This window comes from Variovorax sp. 160MFSha2.1 (genome assembly GCF_048305075.1).
Lineage (GTDB): Bacteria > Pseudomonadota > Gammaproteobacteria > Burkholderiales > Burkholderiaceae_C > Variovorax > Variovorax guangxiensis.
Window position 1 is genome coordinate 6,418,536 of the sequence record NZ_CP157624.1, and the last position, 23,088, is coordinate 6,441,623.

Consider the following 23,088-nt stretch of genomic DNA (forward strand, 5'->3'; position numbering starts at 1 on the left):
GAATCGGATGAACTTTTCATGGTCTTCTTTCGCGACTTCTGCGAAACCTTCGCGACTTCTGCGTTCGGCTGTCCGCGTCCAGGAGCCCGTCCATGGCTAGAAAAACCGGCGACGTCATCCTGGACGTGCAGAACATCTCGCTGAGCTTCGGCGGCGTGAAGGCGCTCACCGACATCAGCTTCAACGTGCGCGAGCACGAGGTACGGGCCATCATCGGGCCGAACGGCGCGGGCAAGAGCTCGATGCTGAACTGCATCAACGGCGTGTACTGGCCGCAGCAGGGCTCCATCACCTTCCGGGGCCAGACCTTCAAGCACATGAACTCGCGCCAGGTGGCCGAGATGGGCGTGGCGCGCACCTTCCAGAACCTGGCCCTCTTCAAGGGCATGAGCGTGCTCGACAACATCATGACGGGCCGCAACCTCAAGATGAAGAGCGGCCTGTTCGCGCAGGCGCTGCGCTGGGGACCGGCCGAGCGCGAGGAGCTCGCGCACCGCGAGTTCGTCGAGCACATCATCGACTTCCTCGAAATCCAGGCGCACCGCAAGACGCCCGTGGGCCGCCTGCCCTACGGCCTGCAGAAGCGCGTGGACCTGGGCCGCGCGCTCGCGATGGAGCCGCAGGTGCTGCTGCTGGACGAGCCCATGGCCGGCATGAACGTGGAGGAGAAGCAGGACATGAGCCGCTTCATCCTCGACGTGAACGACGAGTTCGGAGCCACCATCGTGCTGATCGAGCACGACATGGGCGTGGTGATGGACATCTCCGACCGCGTGGTGGTGCTGGACTACGGCAAGAAGATCGGCGACGGCACGCCGGATGAAGTCCGGAACAACGAAGACGTGATCCGGGCCTATCTGGGTGTGGAGCACTGATGGCCGCGCACGACCGCTTCCTGTCTTGCCCCCTCTCCCACCTGCGGGAGAGGGTTGGGGTGAGGGTCGACGGCCTCATCACAAACGGCAGCATCTCCAACGCCGCTTGCCCTCACCCCTGCCCTCTCCCGCAAGCGGGAGAGGGAGAAAGAAACTGACCATGGGCTTTTTCCTCGAAACCCTCTTCGGCGGCCTGATGGTCGGCATGCTCTATTCGCTGATCGCCATCGGCTTCGTGCTGATCTACAAGGCCTCCGGCGTCTTCAACTTCGCGCAGGGCGCGATGGTGCTCTTCGCAGCGCTGGCGATGGCGCGCTTCGCCGAGTGGTTCCCGCAGTGGTTCGGCTTCGAAAGCCAGATCCTCGCGAACATCCTGGCCTTCGTCGCGGCCATGGCGGTGATGGTCCTCGTGGCCTGGCTCATCGAACGGCTCGCGCTGAGCAAGCTGGTGAACCAGGAAGGCATCACGCTGCTGATGGCCACGCTGGGCATCGCCTACTTCCTCGACGGCGTGGGCCAGACCATCTTCGGCAACGACATCTACAAGATCGACGTCGGCATGCCCAAGGAACCGCTGATGGTGCTGGAGAACACCTTCCAGGGCGGCCTGCTGCTGAGCCAGGAAGACCTGATCGCCGCACTCGTGGCCGCGGGCCTCGTGGTGGTGCTGGCCATCTTCTTCCAGAAGACCGCCACCGGCCGCGCCCTTCGCGCGGTGGCCGACGACCACCAGGCCGCGCAGTCCATCGGCATTCCGCTCAAGCGCATCTGGGTGATCGTGTGGTCGGTGGCCGGCTTCTCGGCGCTGGTGGCCGGGATCATCTGGGGGTCGAAGCTGGGTGTGCAGTTCTCGCTCTCGCTGGTGGCGCTGAAGGCGCTGCCGGTGGTGATCCTGGGCGGCCTCACTTCCATTCCGGGCGCCATCATCGGCGGCCTCTTGATCGGCGTGGGCGAGAAGCTCTCCGAGATCTATCTCGGCCCGATGTTCGGCGGCGGCATCGAGATCTGGTTCGCCTATGTGCTGGCGCTGGTGTTCCTGCTGGTGCGTCCGCAGGGCCTCTTCGGCGAAAAGATCATCGATCGGGTGTGAGATGAAGAACTTCGAATACGGACAGCCGAACGCAGAAGAAATACAAAAGCTGCGCAGAGGTCGCAGAAGAAAACCTCAAGATTTTCTGCATTCCTTCCGCGACCTCTGCGAGACCTTCGCGACCTCTGCGTTCGGCTGTCCGATCCCGCTTTCGACCTACTGACATGTTCTACAGAGAAAACGGCCAATTCAAGTCGAGCTACCGCGCCGACCAGCAGATCTTCCCGATCGCGCAGGACCGCCTGGCCATCCTCGTTCTGCTGCTCGTGGCCTTCGTGGTGGTGCCGCTGGGCGTGTCGGACTACTGGATGCGCGCCATCCTCACGCCCTTCCTCATTCTTTCGCTCGCCGCACTGGGGCTGAACATCCTCGTGGGCTACTGCGGCCAGATCTCGCTGGGCACCGGCGCCTTCATGGCGGTGGGCGCGTACGCGGCCTACAACTTCCAGGTGCGCATCGACGGCATGCCGCTCATTGCATCGCTGCTGCTGGGCGGACTGTGCGCGACGGTGATCGGCGTGCTCTTCGGCATTCCGAGCCTGCGCATCAAGGGGCTGTACCTGGCCGTGGCCACGCTGGCGGCGCAGTTCTTCACCGACTGGGCCTTCCTGCGCATCCAGTGGTTCACCAACAATTCTTCCTCCGGCTCGGTGAGCGTGGCGGGGCTCAACGTGTTCGGCGTGCCCATCGAGTCGCCGGCGCAGAAGTATCTTTTCTGCCTGATCTTCGTCTCGGTGTTCGCGCTGCTGGCCAAGAACCTGGTGCGCAGCGCCATCGGCCGCGAATGGATGGCGATGCGCGACATGGACGTGGCCGCCGCGGTGATCGGCATCCGCCCGGTGTACGCCAAGCTCACGGCCTTCGCGGTGAGCAGCTTCATCGTCGGCGTGGCCGGCGCGCTGTGGGGCTTCGTGCACCTGGGCGCGTGGGAGCCGGCGGCCTTCAGCATCGACCGCTCGTTCCAGCTGCTGTTCATGGTAATCATCGGCGGGCTGGGCTCGATCATGGGCAGCTTCTTCGGTGCCGCCTTCATCGTGCTGCTGCCGCTCCTGCTCAACCAGCTGCCGGGCTGGCTGGGCTTCTCGATTTCCACCGCGCTGGCCTCGCACCTGGAGACCATGATCTTCGGCGCGCTGATCGTGTTCTTCCTGATCGTCGAGCCGCACGGCCTCGCGCGGCTGTGGTCCACGGCCAAGGAGAAGCTGCGGCTGTGGCCCTTCCCGCATTGAGATCCAAAGGTTCCCGTTAGTCAAAACCCGGCACCGAGGTGCCCACAAAGGAGACAGGCATGAAACTGAAATCGCTCGCTCTGACCGCCGCCCTGGTGGCCGGCACCCTCGGCGCCGCGCTCGCGCCATCCGTGGTCAACGCGCAGGCCAAGGAGCAGTTCTTCCCGCTGCTGGTGTACCGCACCGGCCCCTACGCACCCAACGGCACGCCCTGGGCCAACGGCAAGCAGGACTACATCAAGCTGGTCAACGCCACCGGCGGCATCAACGGCGTGAAGATCGCGTACGAGGAGTGCGAGACCGGCTACGCCACCGACAAGGGCGTGGAGTGCTACGAGCGCCTGAAGGGCCGCCCCGGTGTCGCGCTCTTCGACCCGCAGGCCACCGGCATCACCTTCGCGCTGACCGACAAGGTGCCCACCGACAAGATCCCGCTGATCACGCTGGGCTACGGCCTGGCCGCCTCGCAGGACGGCGGCGTCTTCAAGTGGAACTTCCCGCTGATGGGCTCCTACTGGACCGCGGCCGACATCCTGATCCAGCACATCGGGAAGAAGGAAGGCGGCATGGACAAGCTCAAGGGCAAGAAGATCGCCCTCGTCTATCACGACTCGCCCTTCGGCAAGGAACCGATCCCGCTGCTGCAGGAGCGCGCCAAGCAGAACGGCTTCGAGCTCTCGCTGATTCCAGTGACCGCGCCCGGCGTGGAGCAGAAGTCGGCCTGGCTGCAGGTTCGCCAGCAGCGCCCCGACTTCGTGCTGCTGTGGGGCTGGGGCGTGATGAACTCCACCGCACTGAAGGAGGCCGTGGCCACCGGCTACCCGCGCGAGAAGATGTACGGCGTGTGGTGGGCCGGCGCCGAGCCCGACGTGAAGGACGTGGGCGCCAACGCCAAGGGCTACCACGCGCTGGCGCTGAACACCTCGGGCACGCAACCCAAGGTGATCCAGGACATCCTCAAGCAGGTGCACGACAAGGGCCAGGGCACCGGCCCGAAGGACGAAGTGGGCTCGGTGCTCTACACGCGCGGCGTGATCATCCAGATGCTGACCATCGAGGCCGTGAAGCGCGCGCAGGAGCGCTTCGGCAAGGGCAAGGTCATGACCGGCGAGCAGGTTCGCTGGGGCATGGAGAACCTCGCGCTCGACCAGAAGAAGCTGGACGCGCTGGGCTTCTCGGGCGTGATGCGCCCGGTGAGCACCTCGTGCCAGGACCACATGGGCTCGACCTGGGCGCGCGTGCACACCTGGGACGGCGCGAAGTGGGGCGACATGTCCGACTGGTACCAGGCCGACGAGCAGATCATCAAGCCGATGGTGAAGGCCGCGGCCGACAAGTACGCGGGCGAGAAGAAGCTGACGCGCCGCGAAGCAGCCGACTGTCAGTCCTGATGCGCTGAGCGAGCGTTCCGTGGCGGCTCGCGAGAGCCGCCATTCGCAAGAGCGGCAGGCACCCCGTGCGCCGTTCTTGCGAATGCTTCGGACCACACCATGAGCGAATCCAACATCCTCCTCAACGTCAACGGCATCGAGGTCATCTACAACCACGTGATCCTGGTGCTCAAGGGCGTGTCGCTCACCGTGCCCGAAGGCGGCATCGTGGCGCTGCTCGGCGGCAACGGCGCGGGCAAGACGACCACGCTGCGCGCGGTGAGCAACCTGCTCGCGGGCGAGCGCGGCGCGGTCACCAAGGGCACCATCGAGCTGCGCGGCGAGCGCATCGAGGCGCTGTCGCCGGCCGAGCTGGTCAAGCGCGGGCTGATACAGGTGATGGAAGGCCGCCACTGCTTCGCGCACCTGACCATCGAGGAGAACCTGATGACCGGCGCCTACACGCGCACCGACGGCAAGGCCGCGGTGCAGCAGACGCTGGAGAAGGTCTACGCGTACTTCCCGCGCCTGAAGACGCGCCGCACCTCGCAGGCGGCCTACACCTCCGGCGGCGAGCAGCAGATGTGCGCCATCGGCCGCGCGCTGATGGCCAACCCGACCATGGTGCTGCTCGACGAACCCTCGATGGGCCTCGCGCCGCAGATCGTGGAGGAAGTGTTCGAGATCGTGAAGGACCTCAACGCCAAGGAGCGCGTGACCTTCCTGCTGGCCGAGCAGAACACCAACATGGCGCTGCGCTATGCCGACTACGGCTACATCCTGGAGAACGGCCGCATCGTGATGGACGGCGAGGCCAAGAGCCTGCGCGAGAACGAGGACGTGAAGGAGTTCTACCTCGGCGTCGGCGGCGCGGACCGCAAGAGCTTCCGCGACGTCAAGAGCTACAAGCGGCGCAAGAGGTGGCTGGCTTGACTCTCCCCCGCCGGAGGCTGAACCGAACAGAAAGACAAAGGGTACGGACATGACCGACCACTACGACAAACTCGAGATCCGAGACCCCGCCGAACGCGAGCGCGACCTGCTGGCCGCGCTGCCGAAGCAGATCGCGCAGGCCCAGACAGCGGCGCCCGCCTTCGCGAAGATCCTCGACGGCGTGAAGCCTGCCGACGTCACCACGCGCGAGGCGCTCGCGAAACTGCCGGTCACGCGCAAATCGGAATTGCTCGAATTGCAGAAGGCACGGCGCGCGGACGACCCCTTCGGCGGCTTCTCGACGATCGTGCGCGGGCCGCGGATGCCGCGCGTGTTCGCGAGCCCCGGCACCATCTACGAGCCCGAGGGCGAGGCGCGCGACTACTGGCGCACCGCGCGCGCATTGCATGCGGCGGGTTTTCGCGGCGGCGAGCTCATCCACAACAGCTTCAGCTACCACATGACGCCCGCGGGCTCGATCATGGAAAGCGGCGCGCGCGCCATGGGCTGCACCGTTTTCGCGGGCGGCACCGGCCAGACCGAGCAGCAGCTCGAGGCCATGGTCGACCTCAAGCCCGAGGGCTACGCGGGCACGCCCAGCTTCCTGAAGATATTGCTGGAGAAGGCCGAGGAGAAGAGCGTCAAGCTGCCATCGCTCACCAAGGCGCTGGTGTCTGGCGAGGCCTTCCCACCGAGCCTGCACGACTGGATCGCCGCGCGCGGCGTGAAGGGTACGCAGTGCTACGCCACCGCCGACCTGGGCCTCATCGCGTACGAGACCAGCGCGCGCGAAGGGCTGGTGCTCGACGAGGGCGTGCTGGTGGAGATCGTGCGCCCCGGCACCGGCGACCCGGTGCCCGACGGCGAAGTCGGCGAGATCGTCGTCACCACCTTCAACTCCGACTACCCGCTGGTGCGCTTCGGCACCGGCGACCTCTCGGCGGTGCTCGCGGGCACCTGCCCCACGGGCCGCACCAACAAGCGCATCAAGGGCTGGATGGGCCGCGCCGACCAGACCACCAAGGTGCGCGGCATGTTCGTGCACCCGTCGCAGGTGGCCGAGATCGCGCGGCGCTTTCCCGAAGTGCAGCGCGCGCGCCTCGTCGTCTCGGGCGAGATGGGCGACGACAGGATGACGCTGCAGCTCGAATGCGCGGGCAGTGCACCCGAAGGGCTTGAAGCGCGCGTGAGCGCGGTGATCCGCGAGGTGACCAAGCTGCGCGGCGAGGTCGTCGTCGTGGGCGCGGGCTCGCTGCCCAACGACGGCAAGGTGATCGAGGACGCGCGCAGCTACAAGTAGCGGCGGTAGAAGCCGCGCGTCGCGGCGCGCGTGAGCAGCACCGCGAGCAGCGTGTAGACCAGCACGAGCGCCAGCGCGAAGCCGACGAGGCTGCCCGCGCTGTTGAAGCCGTGCAGCCAGACCGCCAGCGCCAGCCAGGCCAGTGCAATGGCGATGCAGCCGATCTGCACCAGGGCGAAAGCCAGCACCGATGCCGCCACGGCCCTGAAGGGCCGCACCCTCGAAAGGGCCGCCGTCGCGCCCAGCCAGCCGCCCCAGAAAGCCAGCGCGAAGGCGGCCAGCGGCGGCACCACCCATGCCACCAGCAGCCCGGCGCCGTCCAGGCCTTGCGACACGGAACTCCAACGGCTCAGCGCCGCGCCGCTCCACATCTGCAGCGACGCGAACACCGACGCCCCCACCAGCGCCACCGCGCGGCGCGGCGAAGAGGCCGCGGGTACGTCATCGCCCCGCGTATCCGAGGCATCGGCACGGCCGGCCCTCAGCGCGAACCATGCCGCGACCCACACGCCGAGCACCAGCACGATCAGCTGGGCCACGGACTGCAGGAACATGAACACCGGCATCGCCGCGCGCATCGAGGTGTCGCCCAGCGATTCGTGCAAACGCCCGCCCGGCATGAAAAGCAGCTGCAGGTCGTACAGCAGCGGGCTCAGCGCGTAGAAGTTCAGCAGCAGCACCACGACGTATGCCGCGCCGTAGCGCACGCGCGGCTGGGGCAGCCGTGCCACGCTGTCCACGCCGCGCTTTTCGAGCGCATTGCGCCCGTGGCTCCAGGCCAGCGCGGCCGCCAGCACCCAGGCCATGCCGATGCTGAACACCATCGGGACCCACACGCCCGGCAGCGCATAGGCGCTGCGCAGCTGCTCGGCATTGGGCGAGTCGGGCCAGAGCTGGAGGGTCATGTTGACCAGCACCATCACGGCGTCGATGGCCACGGTGATGAGCGCGAAGTCGCGCGGCAGGCGCAGTGCCTGCCGTGCTTGCGGATGGGAAGAAGTCGCCGTCATGGAAGAGATACTTTCGCCTTTCACGACGCATGGCGCGGCCGCGTCATGCGGAAAAGGCGAGCGTATCGGATGACGGCGGGTGCGCCCTGTAGGCTCAGTGCGCGAGTGCGGCCTCGCCCGATTCCTCCGGTGCAGGCCCGACGTAGACCGACTGCGGACGGATCAGCCGCCCCTTCTTCACCTGCTCGCGCGCATGCGCCACCCAGCCGCTCACTCGGCCCGCCGCGAACACGCAGGTGAAGCTCTCGCGGCCGAAGCCCAGCGCTTCGAGCAGCAGCGCGGTGTAGAACTCCACGTTGGTCTCCAGCGCACGGCCCGGCTTCTTCTCGCGCAGGATGGCGAGCGCGGCCTGCTCGGCGGCTTCGGCCAGCGCGAAGCGCGCGGCGTTCACGCTGCCTTCCTCGCCGAGCCTGCCGAGCGCGCCCTTGAGCGCATCGGCACGCGGATCGCGCACGCGGTAGATGCGATGGCCGAAGCCCATCAGCCGCTGGCCGTCGGCCACGGCCTGCTCCAGCCATGCGCGCGCGTTGGCGGCAGTGCCGATGGCATCGAGCGCATTCAGCACCGGGCCGGGCGCGCCGCCGTGCAACGGCCCTTTGAGCGCGCTGACGCCCGCGAGCACCGCCGATGCGAGACCCGCGCCTGTCGATGCGACCACGCGCGCCGCGAAGGTCGATGCGTTGAGGCCGTGGTCGCACACGGTGACGAGGTAGGTGTCGAGCGCGGCGCTTTGCGCGGGCGTGGGCGCACGGCCATGCAGCATGCGCAGCATGTCGGCGGCGTGCGGCAGCGCCTCGTCCGGCGCGAGCGCCGGCACGCCCAGGCGCCAGCGCATCACGGCGGCGGTGTAGACGGCCGGCGCGGCCACCAGGCGCAGCGCAGTCGGCAGGTCGTCGCCATCGGGAAGCCGAGCCATCAGCGCGCGCACGGCCTCGATGGGCGGCATGCGGCGCAGCTGCGCATCGTCGTTCGGCTGCAGCAGCTCGAAGGCCTCGCGGCGCGCGCGGCCGAGGGCGCGGCGCAGGGCCGAGGCGGCGGGCAGCGTGTCGAAGAAGCCTTCGAACAGCAGGCTCACCACGTCTTCATAGCGCCAGCGCTGCGCGATCTCGTCGAGCTCGTGGCCACGGATCACCAGCCGGCCGGCCTCGCCGTCCACCTCGGACAGCACGGTATGCGCTGCCACCACGCCTTCGAGGCTGCCGTCATCGTTGTTCATCGCTCTTTGCTCCTGGGTTGTCACGATGACATCGATTCTGGTCCGATGGATATTGACGTCAATCTTGATCTATTCTGTCAACATGACCATGAAGAGAAGCACGCCCCTGTGGCTGCCGGCCACCGAGGCGCTGGAGCTGATGCAGGTGCGTCCGCAGACGCTCTACGCGAGCGTGAGCCGCGGCCGCATCCGCGCCAAGCCCGATGCGGCGGATCCGCGCCGCAGCCTCTATCACCGCGACGACGTGCAGCGCGTCGCGGCGCGCGCGCGGGGCAGGCGCAGTGTCGAGACAGTGGCGAGCGAGGCGATCCAGTGGGGCGAGCCGGTGCTGGCCTCTGCCGTATCGACGGTGGCCGAAGGGCGGCTGCTGTATCGCGGGCAAGATGCCTGCGTGCTGGCGGAGCAGGCCGCGCTGGAGGATGTGGCGGGGCTGCTGTGGGAAAGCACGCCACCGCGCTTTCCTGCTTCGGCCGCATCCGCTGCTTCAGGCAACGCACCGCTGCAGGCCGGCCTGCTCGCGCTCGCGGCGCGCGCCGCCACAGACCTGCCATCGCGCGGCCGCTCGCGCAGCGTGCTTCAGGCCGAGGCGGCAAGCGCGATCGGCGCGCTGGCCGATGCGATGCTGGGCACCACGCCTGCCGCGCGCGAGATGCCGCTGCACATGCGGCTGGCCACGGCGTGGCGCCGGCCGCGCGCCGCCGACGACCTGCGCCGCGCCCTGGTGCTGCTGGCCGACCACGAACTCAACGCTTCGACCTTCGCCGCGCGCGTGACGGCATCGACCGGCGCGTCGATGGCTGCCTGCCTGCTCACCGGCCTCTCGACGTTGACCGGGCCGCTGCATGGCGGCGCTTCGGCAGCAGTGCAGGCGCTGATGCACCGTGCGTCGGACATCGGCGCCGAGGCCGCGGTGCGCGAGTGGCTCGCGCACGACCGGCCGCTGGCGGCCTTCGGCCATCCGCTCTACCCGGGCGGCGACGTGCGCTGCGGCGCCCTGCTCGCGAACATCGAGCTGCCGCCCGCCTTCGAGGAATTGCGTGGCATCGGCGAGAGACTGCTGGGCGAGGCCGCGAACATCGATTTCGCGCTGGCCGCCCTCGCTGCCGAGCACAGGTTGCCGCCGGGCGCGCCGCTCACGCTCTTCGCGCTCTCGCGTACCGTCGGCTGGACCGCGCACGTGCTGGAGCAGCAGGCCACGGGGCAGTTGATCCGTCCGCGAGCCCGCTACACGGGGCCGATGCCCGGCGCGGCGGAAGAGATCAGTGAGCCGCGGTTTCCCGCGCGAGCGCGAAGGCCTTCGTCATCTCGCGGTTGAAGGCGGGCAGGTCGTCCGGCTTGCGGCTGGTGACGAGGCTGCGGTCGACCACGACTTCCTCGTCGGTCCACTTCGCGCCGGCGTTCTTCAGATCGGCATGCAGCGAGGGCCACGAGGTCATCTTGCGACCCTTGACGCCGCCGGCATCGATCAGCGTCCAGGGTCCGTGGCAGATCGCCGCGATGGGCTTGCCGGCCTCGACGAAGGCACGCACGAAAGCGACCGCCTTCTCGTCGATGCGCAGCGCGTCCGGGTTCACGACGCCGCCGGGCAGCAGCAGTGCGTCGAAGTCGTCGGGCCTCGCATTCGTCAGCGGCACGTCGACGGGGAAGCTGTCCGCCGGGTCGTGATGGTTCCAGCCGCGCACGCGCCCGACGGGCGAGACGATCCGCGTCTGCGCGCCGGCGAGGTCGAGCGCCTTGCGCGGCTCGGTCATCTCGACCTGCTCGAAGCCGTCGGACACGAGGATGGCAACCTTCATTCCGTCCAGCGAGGATGACGATGTGGTGGTGTTGGGCATGGGTTGAATCTCCTTCAAAAGCCCTTCACCCTAGGTCCGGCATGCGCCGGCCGCATCGTCCGGCGCCGGCTCCGCCTGTCGGACAGTTCGACGGCCGGCAAACTTCCTTTACGAAGAATGTGCAGCCGCTTGCTGCTACTTGTCGATCCCCGCGAGGCAGACGTATTTCACCTCGAGGAAATCGTCGAGCCCGTACTTCGAGCCCTCGCGGCCGAGCCCCGACTGCTTCACGCCGCCGAAGGGCGCTTCGGCCGTGGACACGAGCCCCGTGTTCACGCCCACGATGCCCGACTCCAGTGCCTCGGCCACGCGCATGATGCGGCCGATGTCGCGCGCGTAGAAATACGAGGCCAGGCCGAACTCGGTGTCGTTCGCGGCGGCGATGGCTTCCTCCTCGGTGTCGAAGGCGAAGATCGGTGCGAGCGGCCCGAAGGTTTCTTCGCGCACGAACAGCATGCCGGCGGTGGCGCCGCCGATCACCGTGGGCTCGAAGAAGAGGCCGCCCAGCGCGTGGCGCTTGCCGCCGGTGAGCACCTTGCCGCCCTTGGCCACGGCGTCGGCCACGTGCTCCTCGATCTTCTCGACGGCCTTGGCGTCGATCAGCGGCCCCTGTGTGACGCCGGGCGCGGTGCCGTCGCCCACCTTCATCGCCTCGACCTTCGCCACCAGCTTGCGCGTGAAGTCGTCGAGCACGCCGCGCTGCACGTAGATGCGGTTGGCGCACACGCAGGTCTGGCCGGTGTTGCGGTACTTGGAGACCATCGCACCCTCGACGGCCGCGTCCACATCCGCATCGTCGAACACGATGAAGGGCGCGTTGCCGCCAAGCTCGAGCGAGAGCTTCTTGATGGTGTCGGCCGACTGCTTCATCAGCGTGCGGCCCACCTCGGTCGAGCCCGTGAAGGTGAGCTTGCGCACGACGGGGTTGCGCGTCATCTCGCCGCCGATCTTGCTGGCCGAGCCGGTGAGCACCGACAGCAGCCCCTTGGGCACGCCCGCGCGCTCGGCCAGTTCGGCGAAGGCCAGCGCGGAGAACGGCGTCTGCGTGGCGGGCTTCACCACCATCGCGCAGCCGGCAGCGAGCGCGGGGCCTGCCTTGCGCGTGAGCATGGCGGCGGGAAAGTTCCACGGCGTGATGGCGGCCGTCACGCCCACGGGCTGCTTGAGCGCGAGGATGCGGCGGTCGGCCTGCGGCGCGGGAATGGTGTCTCCGTACACGCGGCGCGCCTCCTCGGCGAACCATTCGATGAACGAGGCTGCGTAGGCGATCTCGCCGCGGCTCTCGGCCATGGGCTTGCCCTGCTCGGTGGTCATGATGAGCGCGAGGTCGTCCACATTGGCCAACATCAGGTCGTTGAGCCTGCGCAGCACGGCGCAGCGCTCCTTGGCCGGCACCTTCGCCCACGCACGCTGGGCAATCTCGGCGGCGGCGATGGCGCGCGCGGTCTCTTCGGCGCCGCACATCGGCACCGTGCCGATCTGCTGGCCGTTGGCCGGGTTGGTGACGGCCACGGTCTCGCCGCCGTCGGCGTCGGCCCATGCGCCTGCGATGTAGGCCTGCTGGCGCAGCAGGGTCGGGTCTTTGAGCTGGATGGTCTGCATCGGTGGTGGTCTCCTGGTGTCGGGAAGGATGAAGGGGCCTGCAGGACGAGAGGACCACGCCGGCGGCATCGCCGCAAGCGGCCCACCGCAAAACCCGTTCGCGAGGCCCGGGTTTGCAAGCCCCGCCATGCGCCCCTCCGAGGTGCGCAAGACGGCCTTTGGCTAAGGGCTATTCGCTATAGGTCAGCCCCTGGTCAGCCCTTAAGATCGCGGGCGTTTTTATTCCCCCTTTTCCGGAGACGACATGAAGAAACTGTTCGCCCTCGCGGCGATTGCCGCCGCGGCCGTCGGTGCACACGCCCAGGACTTCCCCGCGGGCAAGACCGTGACGCTGGTGGTGCCTTTCGCCGCCGGCGGCCCGACCGACCGTGTCGCGCGCGACCTGGCCGAAGCCATGCAGAAGACGCTGGGCACCACCATCGTGGTGGACAACACCGCCGGCGCGGGCAGTTCCATCGGCACCGCCAAGGTGGCGCGCGCCAACCCCGACGGCTATACCCTGCTGCTGAACCACATCGGCATGTCGACGATGCCGGCGCTCTACCGCAAGCTGCCCTTCAACGTCGAGAACGACTTCGAGTACCTGGGCATGGTCAACGAAGTGCCGATGACGCTGATCGGCAAGCCCGGCCTGCCGGCCAACAACTACAAGGAGTTGACGAGCTGGATCGCGGCCAACAAGGGCAAGATCAACCTCGGCAACGCCGGCCTGGGCGCCGCCTCGCACCTGTGCGGCCTGCTGTTCCAGAGCGCACTGAAGGTCGAGATGACGCCGGTTCCCTACAAGGGCACCGCACCGGCCATCGCCGACCTGCTGGGCGGCCAGATCGACCTGCTGTGCGACCAGACCACCAACACCACGTCGCAGATCGAGGCCAAGAAGGTCAAGGCCTACGCCGTGACCACCAGCAAGCGCCTGACCACCCCCGCGCTGAAGGACCTGCCGACGCTGGACGAGTCGGGCCTCAAGGGCTTCGAAGTGACGATCTGGCACGGCGTGTACGCGCCCAAGGGCACGCCCGCGCCGGTGCTGAAGAAGCTCAACGAAGCCATCAAGGCCGCGATGAAGGACCCCGGCTTCATCAAGCGTGAAGAGGCGCTGGGCGCGGTAATCACCACCGACAAGCGCACCGAGCCGGCGGAACACAAGAAGTTCGTCTCGGCCGAGATCGCGAAGTGGGGGCCGATCATCAAGGCCGCCGGCGTCTACGCCGATTGACCTGGTTCGCCCCCAGGCTGCGCGCACTTCGTGTCGCTACGCCAACCCCCTTCCGGGGGCAACACCTGAGGCCCGGCGAAGCCGGTTCCTCGGTGTTCCTGGAATTGACAAATTGAAGCCGCTGTCCTTTGGGACGGCGGCTTTCTTTTTTGTTGGTGCTGCTGCGTCCTCTACTTCGGGCGGATGGCGTCGGCGGTTCCCTGGATGAAGGCCTTGATGCTCTCGATGTCGTCGTTCGAGAGCTTGCCCGTGAAGTCGGGCATGCCGCGCGACATGGCCGGGCCCTTGAGCACGAACTTGTCGAGGTTCTCGATGTAGGCCGCGTCCATGTAGCCGAGGTTGGGGATGTTGCCGCCGCGGTCCACGCCCGGCACGCCGTGGCAGAACACGCAGTTGCTCACGTAGAGCATGGTGCCGGCCTGGACCTTGGCGGGGTCGTACTTGACGCCCTGCACCAGCTTGTCCATGCGGTACTGCACGAAGTCGGGCATCTTCGCCGTGCCGCCGACCGCGAAGGTGTAGACGGTGCCCGGACCCTGCCGCTCGGTGGCGCGCTGCGCGAGGCCGTAGACGCCGCCCCAGCCCACCGCGACCGACACGTACTGCTTGCCGTCGACCATGTAGGTCGATGGCGCGGCAACCACACCGGTGCCGGTGGGCGTTTCCCAGAGCTTCTCGCCGGTCTTCGCGTTGTAGGCCAGCAGGCGGCCATCGGCCGTGCCCTGGAACACGAGGTTGCCGGCGGTGGTGAGGGTGCCGCCGTTCCAGGGCGATGCATAGTCCACGCCCCAGGCTTCCTTCTGCGCCACCGGGTCCCAGGCCACGAGGCGGCCGAAGGGCTTGCTCTTGGGAGGCTCGGCGTTGGCGAACTTGCCCAGGTTCCAGCCCAGGCCCGAATGCGGACGGCCGGGCACGTTCTCGTCGAACTTCCAGTCCTTGTCGTCCATGAGGTTGATCGGCACGTGCTGCGCGGGCAGGTAGGCGAAGCCGGTCTGCGGGTTGAACGACATCGGATGCCAGTTGTGCGCGCCGAAGGGCCCGGGGATGCTGTCGCCGGGCTTGGTGGCGTCGCGCGCGGCGGCGATCTCGATGGGGCGGCCGTTCCTGTCGTAACCGGTGGCCCAGTTGACCTCGACGAAGTTCTTCGCCGAGATGAACTTGCCGTTGGTGCGGTCGATGACGAAGAAGAAGCCGTTCTTCGGCGCATGCAGCAGCACCTTGCGCTGCTTGCCGCCGATCTTCACGTTGGCGAGGATCATCGACTGCGTGGAGGTGTAGTCCCAGTTGTCGCCGGGCGTCTCCTGGTAGTGCCACTTGTACTTGCCGGTGTCGGGGTCGAGCGCCACCACCGAGCCCAGGTAGAGGTTGTCGCCGCCCTTGGGGCTGCGCGCCTTGTGCGACCAGGGCGAGCCGTTGCCGGTGCCCACGTACATCAGGTTGAGCTCGGGGTCGAAGGCGAAGCTGTCCCAGGCGGTGCCACCGCCGCCGGCCTCCCAGTACTTGCCACTGGGGTCCCAGGTCTTGGCGGCGCGCGCCATCGACTCGTCCTCGAAGGGCTTGCCCGGGTCGCCCGGCACCACGAACCAGCGCCACTTCTGGTCGCCCGTCTTCGCGTCGTAGGCGGTGACGAAGCCGCGCACGCCGTATTCGGCCCCGCCGTTGCCGATGATGACCTTGCCCTTGAACACGCGCGGCGCGCCGGTGATGGTGTAGCTGCCCTTCTGGCCCTCGATGGTGTTCTTCTCCCAGACCTTCTGGCCGGTGGCGGCATCGAGCGCGATCAGCCGGCCGTCGTAGGCCGCCACGTAGACCTTGCCCTCGTAGATCGCGACGCCTCTGTTCACCACGTCGCAGCAGCCCCTGAAGCCCTTGGACCTGTCGACCTGCGGATCGAAGGTCCACAGCCGTTGGCCGGTGCGCGTGTCGATGGCGTGCACCACGCTCCAGGAGGCGGTGATGTACATGATGCCGTCCACCACCAGCGGCGTGGCTTCGACGCCGCGCGTGGACTCGAGGTTGTACGACCAGACCAGCCCCAGGTCCTTCACGTTGCCGGCGTTCACCTGGTCGAGCTGGCTGAAGCGCGATTCCGAATAGTCCAGGCCCACGCTGGGCCAGTCCGGCGTCTTCTTCTGCGCGGCGTTGGCGCGGATGAAGCCGCCGTCGACGCGTTTCGTGGCGGCTGCCGCGCGGTCCTGTGCGTTCTGGGCCGTGGCTGCGGTGGTGGCGCCCAGGCACAGCAATGCGCCGGCGAGCACGAGCAGCCCGGAGTGTGTTTTTTTCATCGCAGGTCTCCTTTGTGCGCCAAGAATCGTCGGGACGGGCCGCGCGTTCATCTTCGGGATTTCCCCAGTCCGGCGCTGTTCCATTGCGGAACACATTCGACGCTGGTCCTGAACCGGAAGGCAGCTCACCCATGGCCCTCGACAGAAGCCTTGTCGGAAGAATCGGTACACCCGATGCCCCGCGCCAGCTCTTCGCCAGCACGCCCGCGCAGCGCGTGGCGCTCGCGCGGCGGCAGTTCTTCGAGGAAGGCGTGCGCCCCTCGGGGCTGGTGGGCGAGGCGGTGATCCAGTCGTGGATGCGCTGCAGCCGCACCCACGCCGACCGCCAGCGCATCGTGCCCTTCGACCCGGTCACGCCCAGCCGGCTGCACGCCACGCTCGCGCGCAACCGCCAGCTGCTCGAAGCGGCGCGGCAGGAGTTGGTGCAGATGGAGCACGCGCTCGCGGGCACCGACTGCCGCGTGATCCTCACCGACCGCGAGGGCGTGGTGGTGCACGTCACGCAGCATCCCGCCGCCGCGCACCAGCCGGTGCTGCGCAAGACCGCGCGCGTGGGCGTGAACATTGCCGAGCACATCGTCGGCACCACCGCGCCGGGCATCGTGGCGAGCACCGGGCAGGCCTGCACCGTCGACGGCGCCGAGCACTACTTCGACCTGCTGTGCCACATGCAGTGCGCGGCCGCGCCGATACGCGATGTGACAGGGCAGCTCGCCGGCGTGCTCGACCTCACGGTGGAGGCGCGGCGTTTCGGCTTCGACGCGGCGTCGATGGTGTCGCTGTACGCCACCACCATCGAGAACCGGCTGCTGCAGGCGCAGTCGCGCGACCACCTGATCCTGCGCTTCCAGGCCAGCCCCACGCTGCTGGGCACGCCGCTCGAAGCGCTGGCCGGCATCGCGCCCGACGGCACCATCGCCTGGCTCAACAACGCGGGCGCGCGGCTGCTGGGTCGGCTGCCCGAGGCGGCGGACGAGCGCGACGTGGAGTTCCTGCTCGGGCACGATCTTGCGAGCCTGCTGCGCTTGGGCCGACGCGAGGCTGCGCAGCCGTTGCGGCTGGCAAGCGGCCTTGGTGTGTGGGTGCAGGCACAGTTGAAGGGCGGCGCGGATGGCGCGGACTTCCGGCACGCAGTGGCGATGCCGGGCGAGGCTGCCCCACTGGCCATCGAGCGGCACGATGCGATGCCGGCCGCACAGGCCAGCGAGCACGCAGATGGTGACGAGGCAGCGCCGCACGAGCAGACCACGCTGCGCGAGCACAGCCGCAAGCTGATCGAGGAGACGCTCGCCGCGCATGGCGGCAACGTGTCGCAGGCGGCGCGGCAGCTGCGCGTGTCGCGCGGCACGCTCTACCGGCGGCTGCGGGGCTGGCGCGACGAAGCCGCGGCCGTGGCCGACGCACGCGACTGAAGGCCGTTCAGCGCCTGGGCAGCGCGTAGGCGATCACATGGTCGCCGGTGCGCGTGCCGAGCGAGCCGTGGCCGCCGGCCACCACCAGCAGGTACTGGCGCCCGTCGGCGCCGCGGTAGGTCATTGGCGTGGCCTGTCCGCCGGCCGGCAGGCGGCTGCGCCAGAGCTCCCTGCCGTCGTTCACGTCATAGCCGCGCACGAACTGGTCGAGCGTCCCCGAGAGAAAGGCCACGCCCCCTGCCGTCATGATGGGCCCGCCGAGATTGGGCACGCCCATCGCGAAGGGCAGTGGCAGCGGCGAGCTGTCGCGCACCGTGCCGTTCTTGTGCATCCAGGCGACCCTGCCGGTGCGCAGGTCGGCCGCGGCGACGTAGCCCCAGGGCGGCGCCTGGCACGGCAGGCCGAGCACCGAGGTGAAGGCGCTGAGCTTCACCGCGAAGGGCGCGCCGAAGTTCTCGTTGAGCGCGGGCAGGCTGTCGTTGGGGCGTTCCTTGCCCTGCACGTAGAGCGAGGTGGCGTCCGCGCGCGGCACGAGCCTGGAGACGAAGGCCAGCGACGCGGGCGTGACGAAGACGATCTGCCGGCGCGGATCGACCGCCACGCCGCCCCAGTTGAAGACGCCGAAGTTGCCCGGATGGATCAGCGAGCCCTCGGTCGAGGGCGGGGTGAACCGGCCCTCGTAGCGCAGCCGGTGGAAGGCGATGCGGCAGGCCAGCTGGTCGAAGACGGTGGCACCCCACATGTCCGAGGGCTTGAGCGCCGGCGGATCGAAGGACAGGGCCGATGACGGCTGCGTCGGCGCGGTGACGTCGCCCGCGGCAGCGCCCTGCGGCGCGGCGCGCTCGTTCACCGGCAGGATCGGCTTGCCGTTGCGGCGGTCGAGCACGAAGAGCTCGCCCTGCTTGGTCGGCTGCACCAGCGCGGGCACGGTCTCGCTGCCCACGCGCAGGTCGACCAGGCTGGGCTGCGCGGGCACGTCGTAGTCCCACAGGTCGTGGTGCACGGTCTGGAAGCTCCAGCGCACGCGGCCGGTGGCCAGGTCGAGCGCCACCACCGCCGACGAATACTTCTTCGCGCCTTCGCTGCGCGCGCCGCCCCACTGGTCGGGCGGCTGGTTGCCCATGGGCACGTAGACCAGGCCCAGCGCCTCGTCCACGCTGGAGATCGACCAGCTGTTGGGCGAATTGGCGGTGTAGGTGCGGTCGGCCGCGATGGGGGCGGTGTCCTCGGGGTTGCCGGAGTCCCAGTTCCACACCAGCGCGCCGGTGTTCGCGTCGAAGGCGCGGATCACGCCGGAGGTTTCCTTCGTCGAGACGTTGTCCAGCACGGTACCGCCCACGATGAGGAGCGAGCGCGTCACGACCGGAGGCGAGGTCGAGTAGTAGGAGCCTGCCTTCACGTTCGGCATGTTCTTCCAGAGATCGATCTGGCCGGCGCCGCCGCCGAAGGCCGGGCAGGGCTGGCCGCTGGCGGGATCGAGCGCGATGACGCGGCCATCGGCTGTGGGCATGAACAGCTTCGCGTCGCAGGCGGCCGGCGACGCGGATGCGGACGCGGATCCGGCAGATGGCGCCGCCGCAGCACCCGGGTAGTACGAGAGCCCCCGGCAGGTCAGGTGCTGCAGCGCGAGCGGCCGCGCGATCTGGGGCGTGTAGCGCCAGACCTGCTGGCCGGTGGTGGCGTCGAGCGCGATCACCGACTGGTGCGGCGTGCACAGGAAGAGCCTGCCGCCGATCTTCAGGGGCGTGACCTCGAAGGTCGTCTCCTCGGGGTCGCCCGGCTGGCCTCGCACGTCGCCGGTACGGAAGTGCCAGGCCTCCTCGAGCTGGCTCACGTTCTGCGGCGTGATCTGGTCGAGCGCCGAATAGCGCTGGCCGAAGCCGGTGCCGCCGTAGGCCGTCCATTCGTCCGCCGCGGCCGTGGGGCCCGCGGGCGCGCTCGCCGTGGCGGCCGTGGCATCGGCCGGGGGCAAGATGCCTTCGATGCGGCGGGGATCGCGCATCCACGAGAACACCGCCGCCACCAGGAAGGCCACGAGCACCACGCCGAGCACGGCGCGCGCGCTTCCAACGCCCGCGGCATTGCGCAGGGCGAGCGCACGCGCCACCCACGGCGTGAGCAGCAGCAGGCCGATCACGAAGAACACGTCGCCACGCGCGGCCATCGGCCACCAGTCGAGCCCCACCTCCCACAGTGCCCAGGCCAGCGTGAGCAGGACCACCGCCGCGTACACCATCAACCCGGCACCGCCGCCGCGCCGCAACAGCAGCGCCGCCGCCGCCAGCCCCAGTCCCGCGACGAGGTAGTACCACGAGCCGCCGAGCGCGATCAGCCATGCACCGGCCACGGCGAGCGCCACGCCTGCAAGCCCGATCAGCACGGCCATCGCGGCCAGCAACACGGAAGCGGAACGGGCGGGCTCGGCGGACGGGCGCGGATTCATGGCGGGAACTCCAGGGACGGAGTCCGAACGCTAGACCGCTGCGGGCAGCCCGCGCGTAGGCCGAAGGCTCAGGTGGCGGCGAGAACCTGCGCGGCGCGCGCCCTGCGTGCCTTCGCATCGGGCTGCAGCGGCCTTAAGTATTCGTGCAGCGCGAGCGCCGCCGCGCCCACCGCGGGCGCCAGCTCGCCGTAGCGCGCTGTGCGCAGGTCCGGTGCCGGCATGCCGGCGTCGTCCGCATGCCGCTTCATGCATTCGAAGGCAGCCTGCGCGAAGCCCTTGTGGTCGGCGCAGGCCTTGCCGCCGAGCACGATGGCGCGCGGATTGAAGGTGACCCACAGGTTCTGCAGCAGCACGCCGAAGAATGCGGCGGCGCGCGGCAGATCGGCGCCTTCGCGCTCCAGCACGCGCGAGCCGAAGAAGGCCTCGGCGCAGCCACGACGGCCGCACGAGCACAGCGGCCCGTCGAGCTGGAGGATGGTGTGGCCGATCTCGCCGGCCATGCCCTGCGCGCCGGTGAAGAGCCGGTCGTTGAGCACCACGCCCGCGCCAACGCCCACGTCGCAGTTGACGAAGATCAGCGGGTCTTCGCCCTCTTGGCCGACGCTGGAGGCGAACTCGTATTCGCCCAGCGCGGCGGCATCGGCGTCGTTCTGCAGCTGCACCGTCACCCCGGGTAGCCCGACGGCGGCGAAGGCTTTCTCGAGCGCCGGCAGCAGGCTCACGTTGCGCCAGCCGAGGTTGGGCGCGAAGCGGACGACGCCGGTGCAGTCGTCCACCGCGCCGGGCACGCACACGCCGATGCTCGACAGCTGCAGGCCGAGCTGCTGCAGCTTCGCGTGCGCGGCCACCGCCATGCGCGCGACCTGCGCGCACACGCCGGCGGGCGAACCGTCGGTCAGGTCGTGGCTCTGCGAATGCAGCACCTCGCCCTGCAGCGACATGCACACGAGGCGCACGGTCTCCACAGCGATCTCCACGCCCATGAGCGCGCGCACGCCCACGTCGATCTGCAGCGGCGTGGAGGGGCGGCCCAGCCCGTCGGCCACGGTCGCGCCGGCCTCGCTGAGCCAGCCCTCGTCGATCAGCTCGCGCACCAGCAGGCTCACGGTCGACTTGGTGAGGCCGCTCTCGCCGGCCAGCCGTGCGCGCGAAAGGCCGGGCTGCGCGCGCAGCAGCCGCAGCAGCACGCTGCGGTTCATGCGCTTCACCAGTTGCAGGTCGGCCGTGGTGGTCACGTCGGGTCTGTCTCCGTCTACCTGTGCGTCAGGCGGGTGCCGCCGCGGTATCGGCGTGGTGGGCCTGCTCCTTGCCCTCGGGCCGCTTGCCGGCAATGATCATCCCGAGCACCTCGTCCTCGGTCACGTCGGCGGTGCGGTAGGTGCCCACGAGCCTGCCGTTCTTCATCACCGCGAGGCGGTCGCTCAGCGAGAACACGTCGGGCATGTCGTGCGTGATGAGGAAGATGCCCACGCCGTCGGCCTTGAGCTGCTTCACCAGGCCGCCGACCATCGCCGTTTCTTCGGGGCCCAGCGCGGCGCAGGGCTCGTCCATGATGAGGATGCGCGCATTGAAGTACAGCGCGCGCGAAATGGCCACCACCTGCCGCTGCCCGCCCGAGAGCCGGCGCACCGGCACGCGGATGTTGGTGAAGTTCCTGTTCAGGCGCTGGAACACCTTGCGCGCCTGCACTTCCATGAAGTGGTCGTCGAGCGTGTTCCACGGTGTCATCTTCTCGCGGCCGAGGAAGAGATTGGCCACCGAGTCGAGGTTGTCGGCGAGCGCGAGCGTCTGGTAGATGGTCTCGATGCCTTGCGCCTGCGCCTCGGCCGGCGTGCGGATGTTGACCTTCTCGCCCGCGATCAGCGTGTCTCCCGAGTCGATGGGGTAGGCACCCGCGAGCATCTTCATCAGCGTGGACTTGCCCGCGCCGTTGTGGCCCAGCAGCGCGACCACCTCGCCGGGGTAGAGGTTCACGCTCACGCCGTCCACGGCCTTCACGCCGCCGAAGGCCTTGCGGATCTCGCGCAGTTCGACGAGGGGTCTGGAGGTGTCGATATCTGCCATTTCAGTTTTCCCCAAACTTGCGGCGGTAGAGCACATCGAACACCACCGCCACGATCAGCACCTGGCCGATGATGACCATGCGCTTGCCGATGGGCACGTCCAGCAGCAGCATGCCGCTGTCGAGCGACTGCATGATGAGCGCGCCCAGCACCGAGCCGAAGATCGAGCCGCTGCCGCCCGCGAGCGCCGTGCCGCCGATGACGGCCGCGGCGATCACGTACAGCTCCATGCCCGTGCCCAGCGAATTGGTGCCGGCGTTCAGTCGCGCGATCGACACGATGGCCGCGACGGTGACCAGCACCGCCAGCAGCGCGAACAGCATCAGCGTGACGCGCTTGACCGGAATGCCCACCAGCGCCGCGGCGTCGGGGTTGCCGCCCATCGCGAACACGTAGCGCCCGAAGCGCGTGCGGTGCACGATGAACGACAGCACGATGGCCACCACCGCCCAGATCAGCACCGGGATCGGAATGCCCTGCGGCTCGTTCTTGGACGAGATCTGGTAGCTGTTCATCACCCAGGCGAAGCCGAACACCACCGCCACCGGCACGGCCGTGATGAGCACGTCCAGCCACAGCGCCTCGGTTGGCATGTCGTAGCGCTGGCGCGCGCGGCGCTTCTGCACCATGCGCGCGAACAGCACCACCGCCACGAACGCCGCGAGCACCCAGCTCGCGGTGACGCCGATGCCGCCGTCATAGCCACCGCCCAGGCGCTGGAAGAATTCGTCGTTCACCGGCTGCGTCTTGCCGTCGGCCACCAGGAAGGCCGCGCCGCGGAAGGACATGAGGCCGCCCAGCGTGACCACGAAGGAAGGCACGCCCAGCACCGCAGTGAGCCAGCCCTGGTAGATGGACACCAAGAGCGCCACCGCGAGCCCCGCGAGGCAGGCCGTGGGCCACGACCAGCCCGAGGTGTATTGCAGGTAGGCGATGAGAACACCGACGAAGCCCATCACCGAGCCCACCGACAGGTCGATGTGCCGCGCCACGATGATCAGCACCATCACGGTGGACACGATGCCCACCACCGCCGTCTGCTGCGCGACGTTGTAGAGGTTCTCGGGCGAGAGGAACACGCCGCCGGACATGACGCTGAACGCCACGGCCATGATGACCAGCAGCACGCACATCAGGATGAGCCGCAGGTCGACGCCGGTGCGGCGCCACCAGCCCGGTGTTGATGACGATGGGTTGCTCATGTTT

General features: G+C 68.7%; 18 protein-coding genes. 9 read left to right on the plus strand and 9 right to left on the minus strand.

Annotated features, from left to right (window positions below):
• The first annotated feature begins 92 nt into the window (after positions 1-92).
• The 6 genes from ABL838_RS29710 (at position 93) to ABL838_RS29735 (ending at position 6,797) form a co-directional block, all read left to right on the plus strand.
• Positions 93-875, plus strand: a complete 783-nt coding sequence (locus ABL838_RS29710) for an ABC transporter ATP-binding protein (RefSeq protein ID WP_184639600.1) — start codon at positions 93-95, stop codon at positions 873-875.
• 160 nt (positions 876-1,035) lie between these two features.
• Entirely contained in the window at positions 1,036-1,965 is a 930-nt protein-coding gene (locus tag ABL838_RS29715; protein ID WP_126021240.1) for a branched-chain amino acid ABC transporter permease, read from the plus strand.
• 164 nt (positions 1,966-2,129) lie between these two features.
• Complete coding sequence (locus ABL838_RS29720; RefSeq protein WP_125950549.1) at positions 2,130-3,194, plus strand: branched-chain amino acid ABC transporter permease; 1,065 nt, start codon at positions 2,130-2,132, stop codon at positions 3,192-3,194.
• A 59-nt stretch (positions 3,195-3,253) separates the two neighbouring features.
• Complete coding sequence (locus ABL838_RS29725) at positions 3,254-4,585, plus strand: ABC transporter substrate-binding protein (protein WP_126021239.1); 1,332 nt, start codon at positions 3,254-3,256, stop codon at positions 4,583-4,585.
• A gap of 99 nt (positions 4,586-4,684) precedes the next feature.
• A complete protein-coding gene (locus ABL838_RS29730) occupies positions 4,685-5,497 on the plus strand; it encodes an ABC transporter ATP-binding protein (protein WP_418118348.1) in 813 nt (270 codons plus the stop codon).
• A 49-nt stretch (positions 5,498-5,546) separates the two neighbouring features.
• Complete coding sequence (locus ABL838_RS29735) at positions 5,547-6,797, plus strand: phenylacetate--CoA ligase family protein (RefSeq protein ID WP_418123214.1); 1,251 nt, start codon at positions 5,547-5,549, stop codon at positions 6,795-6,797.
• Here ABL838_RS29735 and ABL838_RS29740 read toward each other — a convergent pair.
• Positions 6,788-7,807 (minus strand): hypothetical protein, encoded by a 1,020-nt coding sequence (locus tag ABL838_RS29740; protein WP_418123216.1) that lies wholly within the window; start codon positions 7,805-7,807, stop codon positions 6,788-6,790. The genes ABL838_RS29735 and ABL838_RS29740 overlap by 10 nt on opposite strands.
• A 94-nt stretch (positions 7,808-7,901) precedes the next feature.
• Complete coding sequence (locus tag ABL838_RS29745) at positions 7,902-9,023, minus strand: citrate synthase/methylcitrate synthase (protein WP_418123218.1); 1,122 nt, start codon at positions 9,021-9,023, stop codon at positions 7,902-7,904.
• 88 nt (positions 9,024-9,111) lie between these two features.
• Between ABL838_RS29745 and ABL838_RS29750 the strand changes: the two genes are divergently transcribed.
• The gene (locus ABL838_RS29750) at positions 9,112-10,338 is read left to right on the plus strand and encodes a citrate synthase (RefSeq protein ID WP_418123220.1); all 1,227 of its coding nucleotides are present in this window, start codon (positions 9,112-9,114) and stop codon (positions 10,336-10,338) included.
• Here the strand turns inward: ABL838_RS29750 and ABL838_RS29755 are convergent.
• Together ABL838_RS29755 and ABL838_RS29760 are read right to left on the minus strand one after the other, a co-directional pair.
• Positions 10,283-10,858: a type 1 glutamine amidotransferase domain-containing protein gene (locus ABL838_RS29755; RefSeq protein WP_369660466.1), complete on the minus strand. Its 576-nt coding sequence runs from the start codon at positions 10,856-10,858 to the stop codon at positions 10,283-10,285. The two genes, ABL838_RS29750 and ABL838_RS29755, sit on opposite strands and share 56 nt — an antisense overlap.
• Positions 10,859-10,993: 135 nt before the next feature.
• Positions 10,994-12,460 (minus strand): NAD-dependent succinate-semialdehyde dehydrogenase, encoded by a 1,467-nt coding sequence (locus tag ABL838_RS29760; RefSeq protein WP_418123222.1) that lies wholly within the window; start codon positions 12,458-12,460, stop codon positions 10,994-10,996.
• 244 nt (positions 12,461-12,704) lie between these two features.
• Between ABL838_RS29760 and ABL838_RS29765 the strand changes: the two genes are divergently transcribed.
• The gene (locus ABL838_RS29765) at positions 12,705-13,679 is read left to right on the plus strand and encodes a tripartite tricarboxylate transporter substrate-binding protein (protein ID WP_418118357.1); all 975 of its coding nucleotides are present in this window, start codon (positions 12,705-12,707) and stop codon (positions 13,677-13,679) included.
• 170 nt (positions 13,680-13,849) lie between these two features.
• Here the strand turns inward: ABL838_RS29765 and ABL838_RS29770 are convergent, their stop codons facing one another.
• Complete coding sequence (locus ABL838_RS29770; protein WP_418123224.1) at positions 13,850-15,964, minus strand: PQQ-dependent dehydrogenase, methanol/ethanol family; 2,115 nt, start codon at positions 15,962-15,964, stop codon at positions 13,850-13,852.
• 131 nt (positions 15,965-16,095) lie between these two features.
• Between ABL838_RS29770 and ABL838_RS29775 the strand changes: the two genes are divergently transcribed.
• Complete coding sequence (locus ABL838_RS29775; protein ID WP_418123226.1) at positions 16,096-17,376, plus strand: helix-turn-helix domain-containing protein; 1,281 nt, start codon at positions 16,096-16,098, stop codon at positions 17,374-17,376.
• A 7-nt stretch (positions 17,377-17,383) separates the two neighbouring features.
• Here the strand turns inward: ABL838_RS29775 and ABL838_RS29780 are convergent, their stop codons facing one another.
• From ABL838_RS29780 to ABL838_RS29795, 4 genes are all read right to left on the minus strand, one after another.
• The gene (locus tag ABL838_RS29780; protein WP_418123228.1) at positions 17,384-19,819 is read right to left on the minus strand and encodes a membrane-bound PQQ-dependent dehydrogenase, glucose/quinate/shikimate family; all 2,436 of its coding nucleotides are present in this window, start codon (positions 19,817-19,819) and stop codon (positions 17,384-17,386) included.
• A gap of 68 nt (positions 19,820-19,887) precedes the next feature.
• On the minus strand, positions 19,888-21,054 hold the full coding sequence (locus tag ABL838_RS29785) for an ROK family transcriptional regulator (RefSeq protein WP_418123229.1): 1,167 nt from the start codon (positions 21,052-21,054) through the stop codon (positions 19,888-19,890).
• A 28-nt stretch (positions 21,055-21,082) separates the two neighbouring features.
• On the minus strand, positions 21,083-21,883 hold the full coding sequence (locus tag ABL838_RS29790) for an ATP-binding cassette domain-containing protein (RefSeq protein WP_184639579.1): 801 nt from the start codon (positions 21,881-21,883) through the stop codon (positions 21,083-21,085).
• Between the two features lies 1 nt (position 21,884).
• Positions 21,885-23,084: a sugar ABC transporter permease gene (locus ABL838_RS29795; protein WP_126021227.1), complete on the minus strand. Its 1,200-nt coding sequence runs from the start codon at positions 23,082-23,084 to the stop codon at positions 21,885-21,887.
• Between the last annotated feature and the right edge of the window lie 4 nt (positions 23,085-23,088).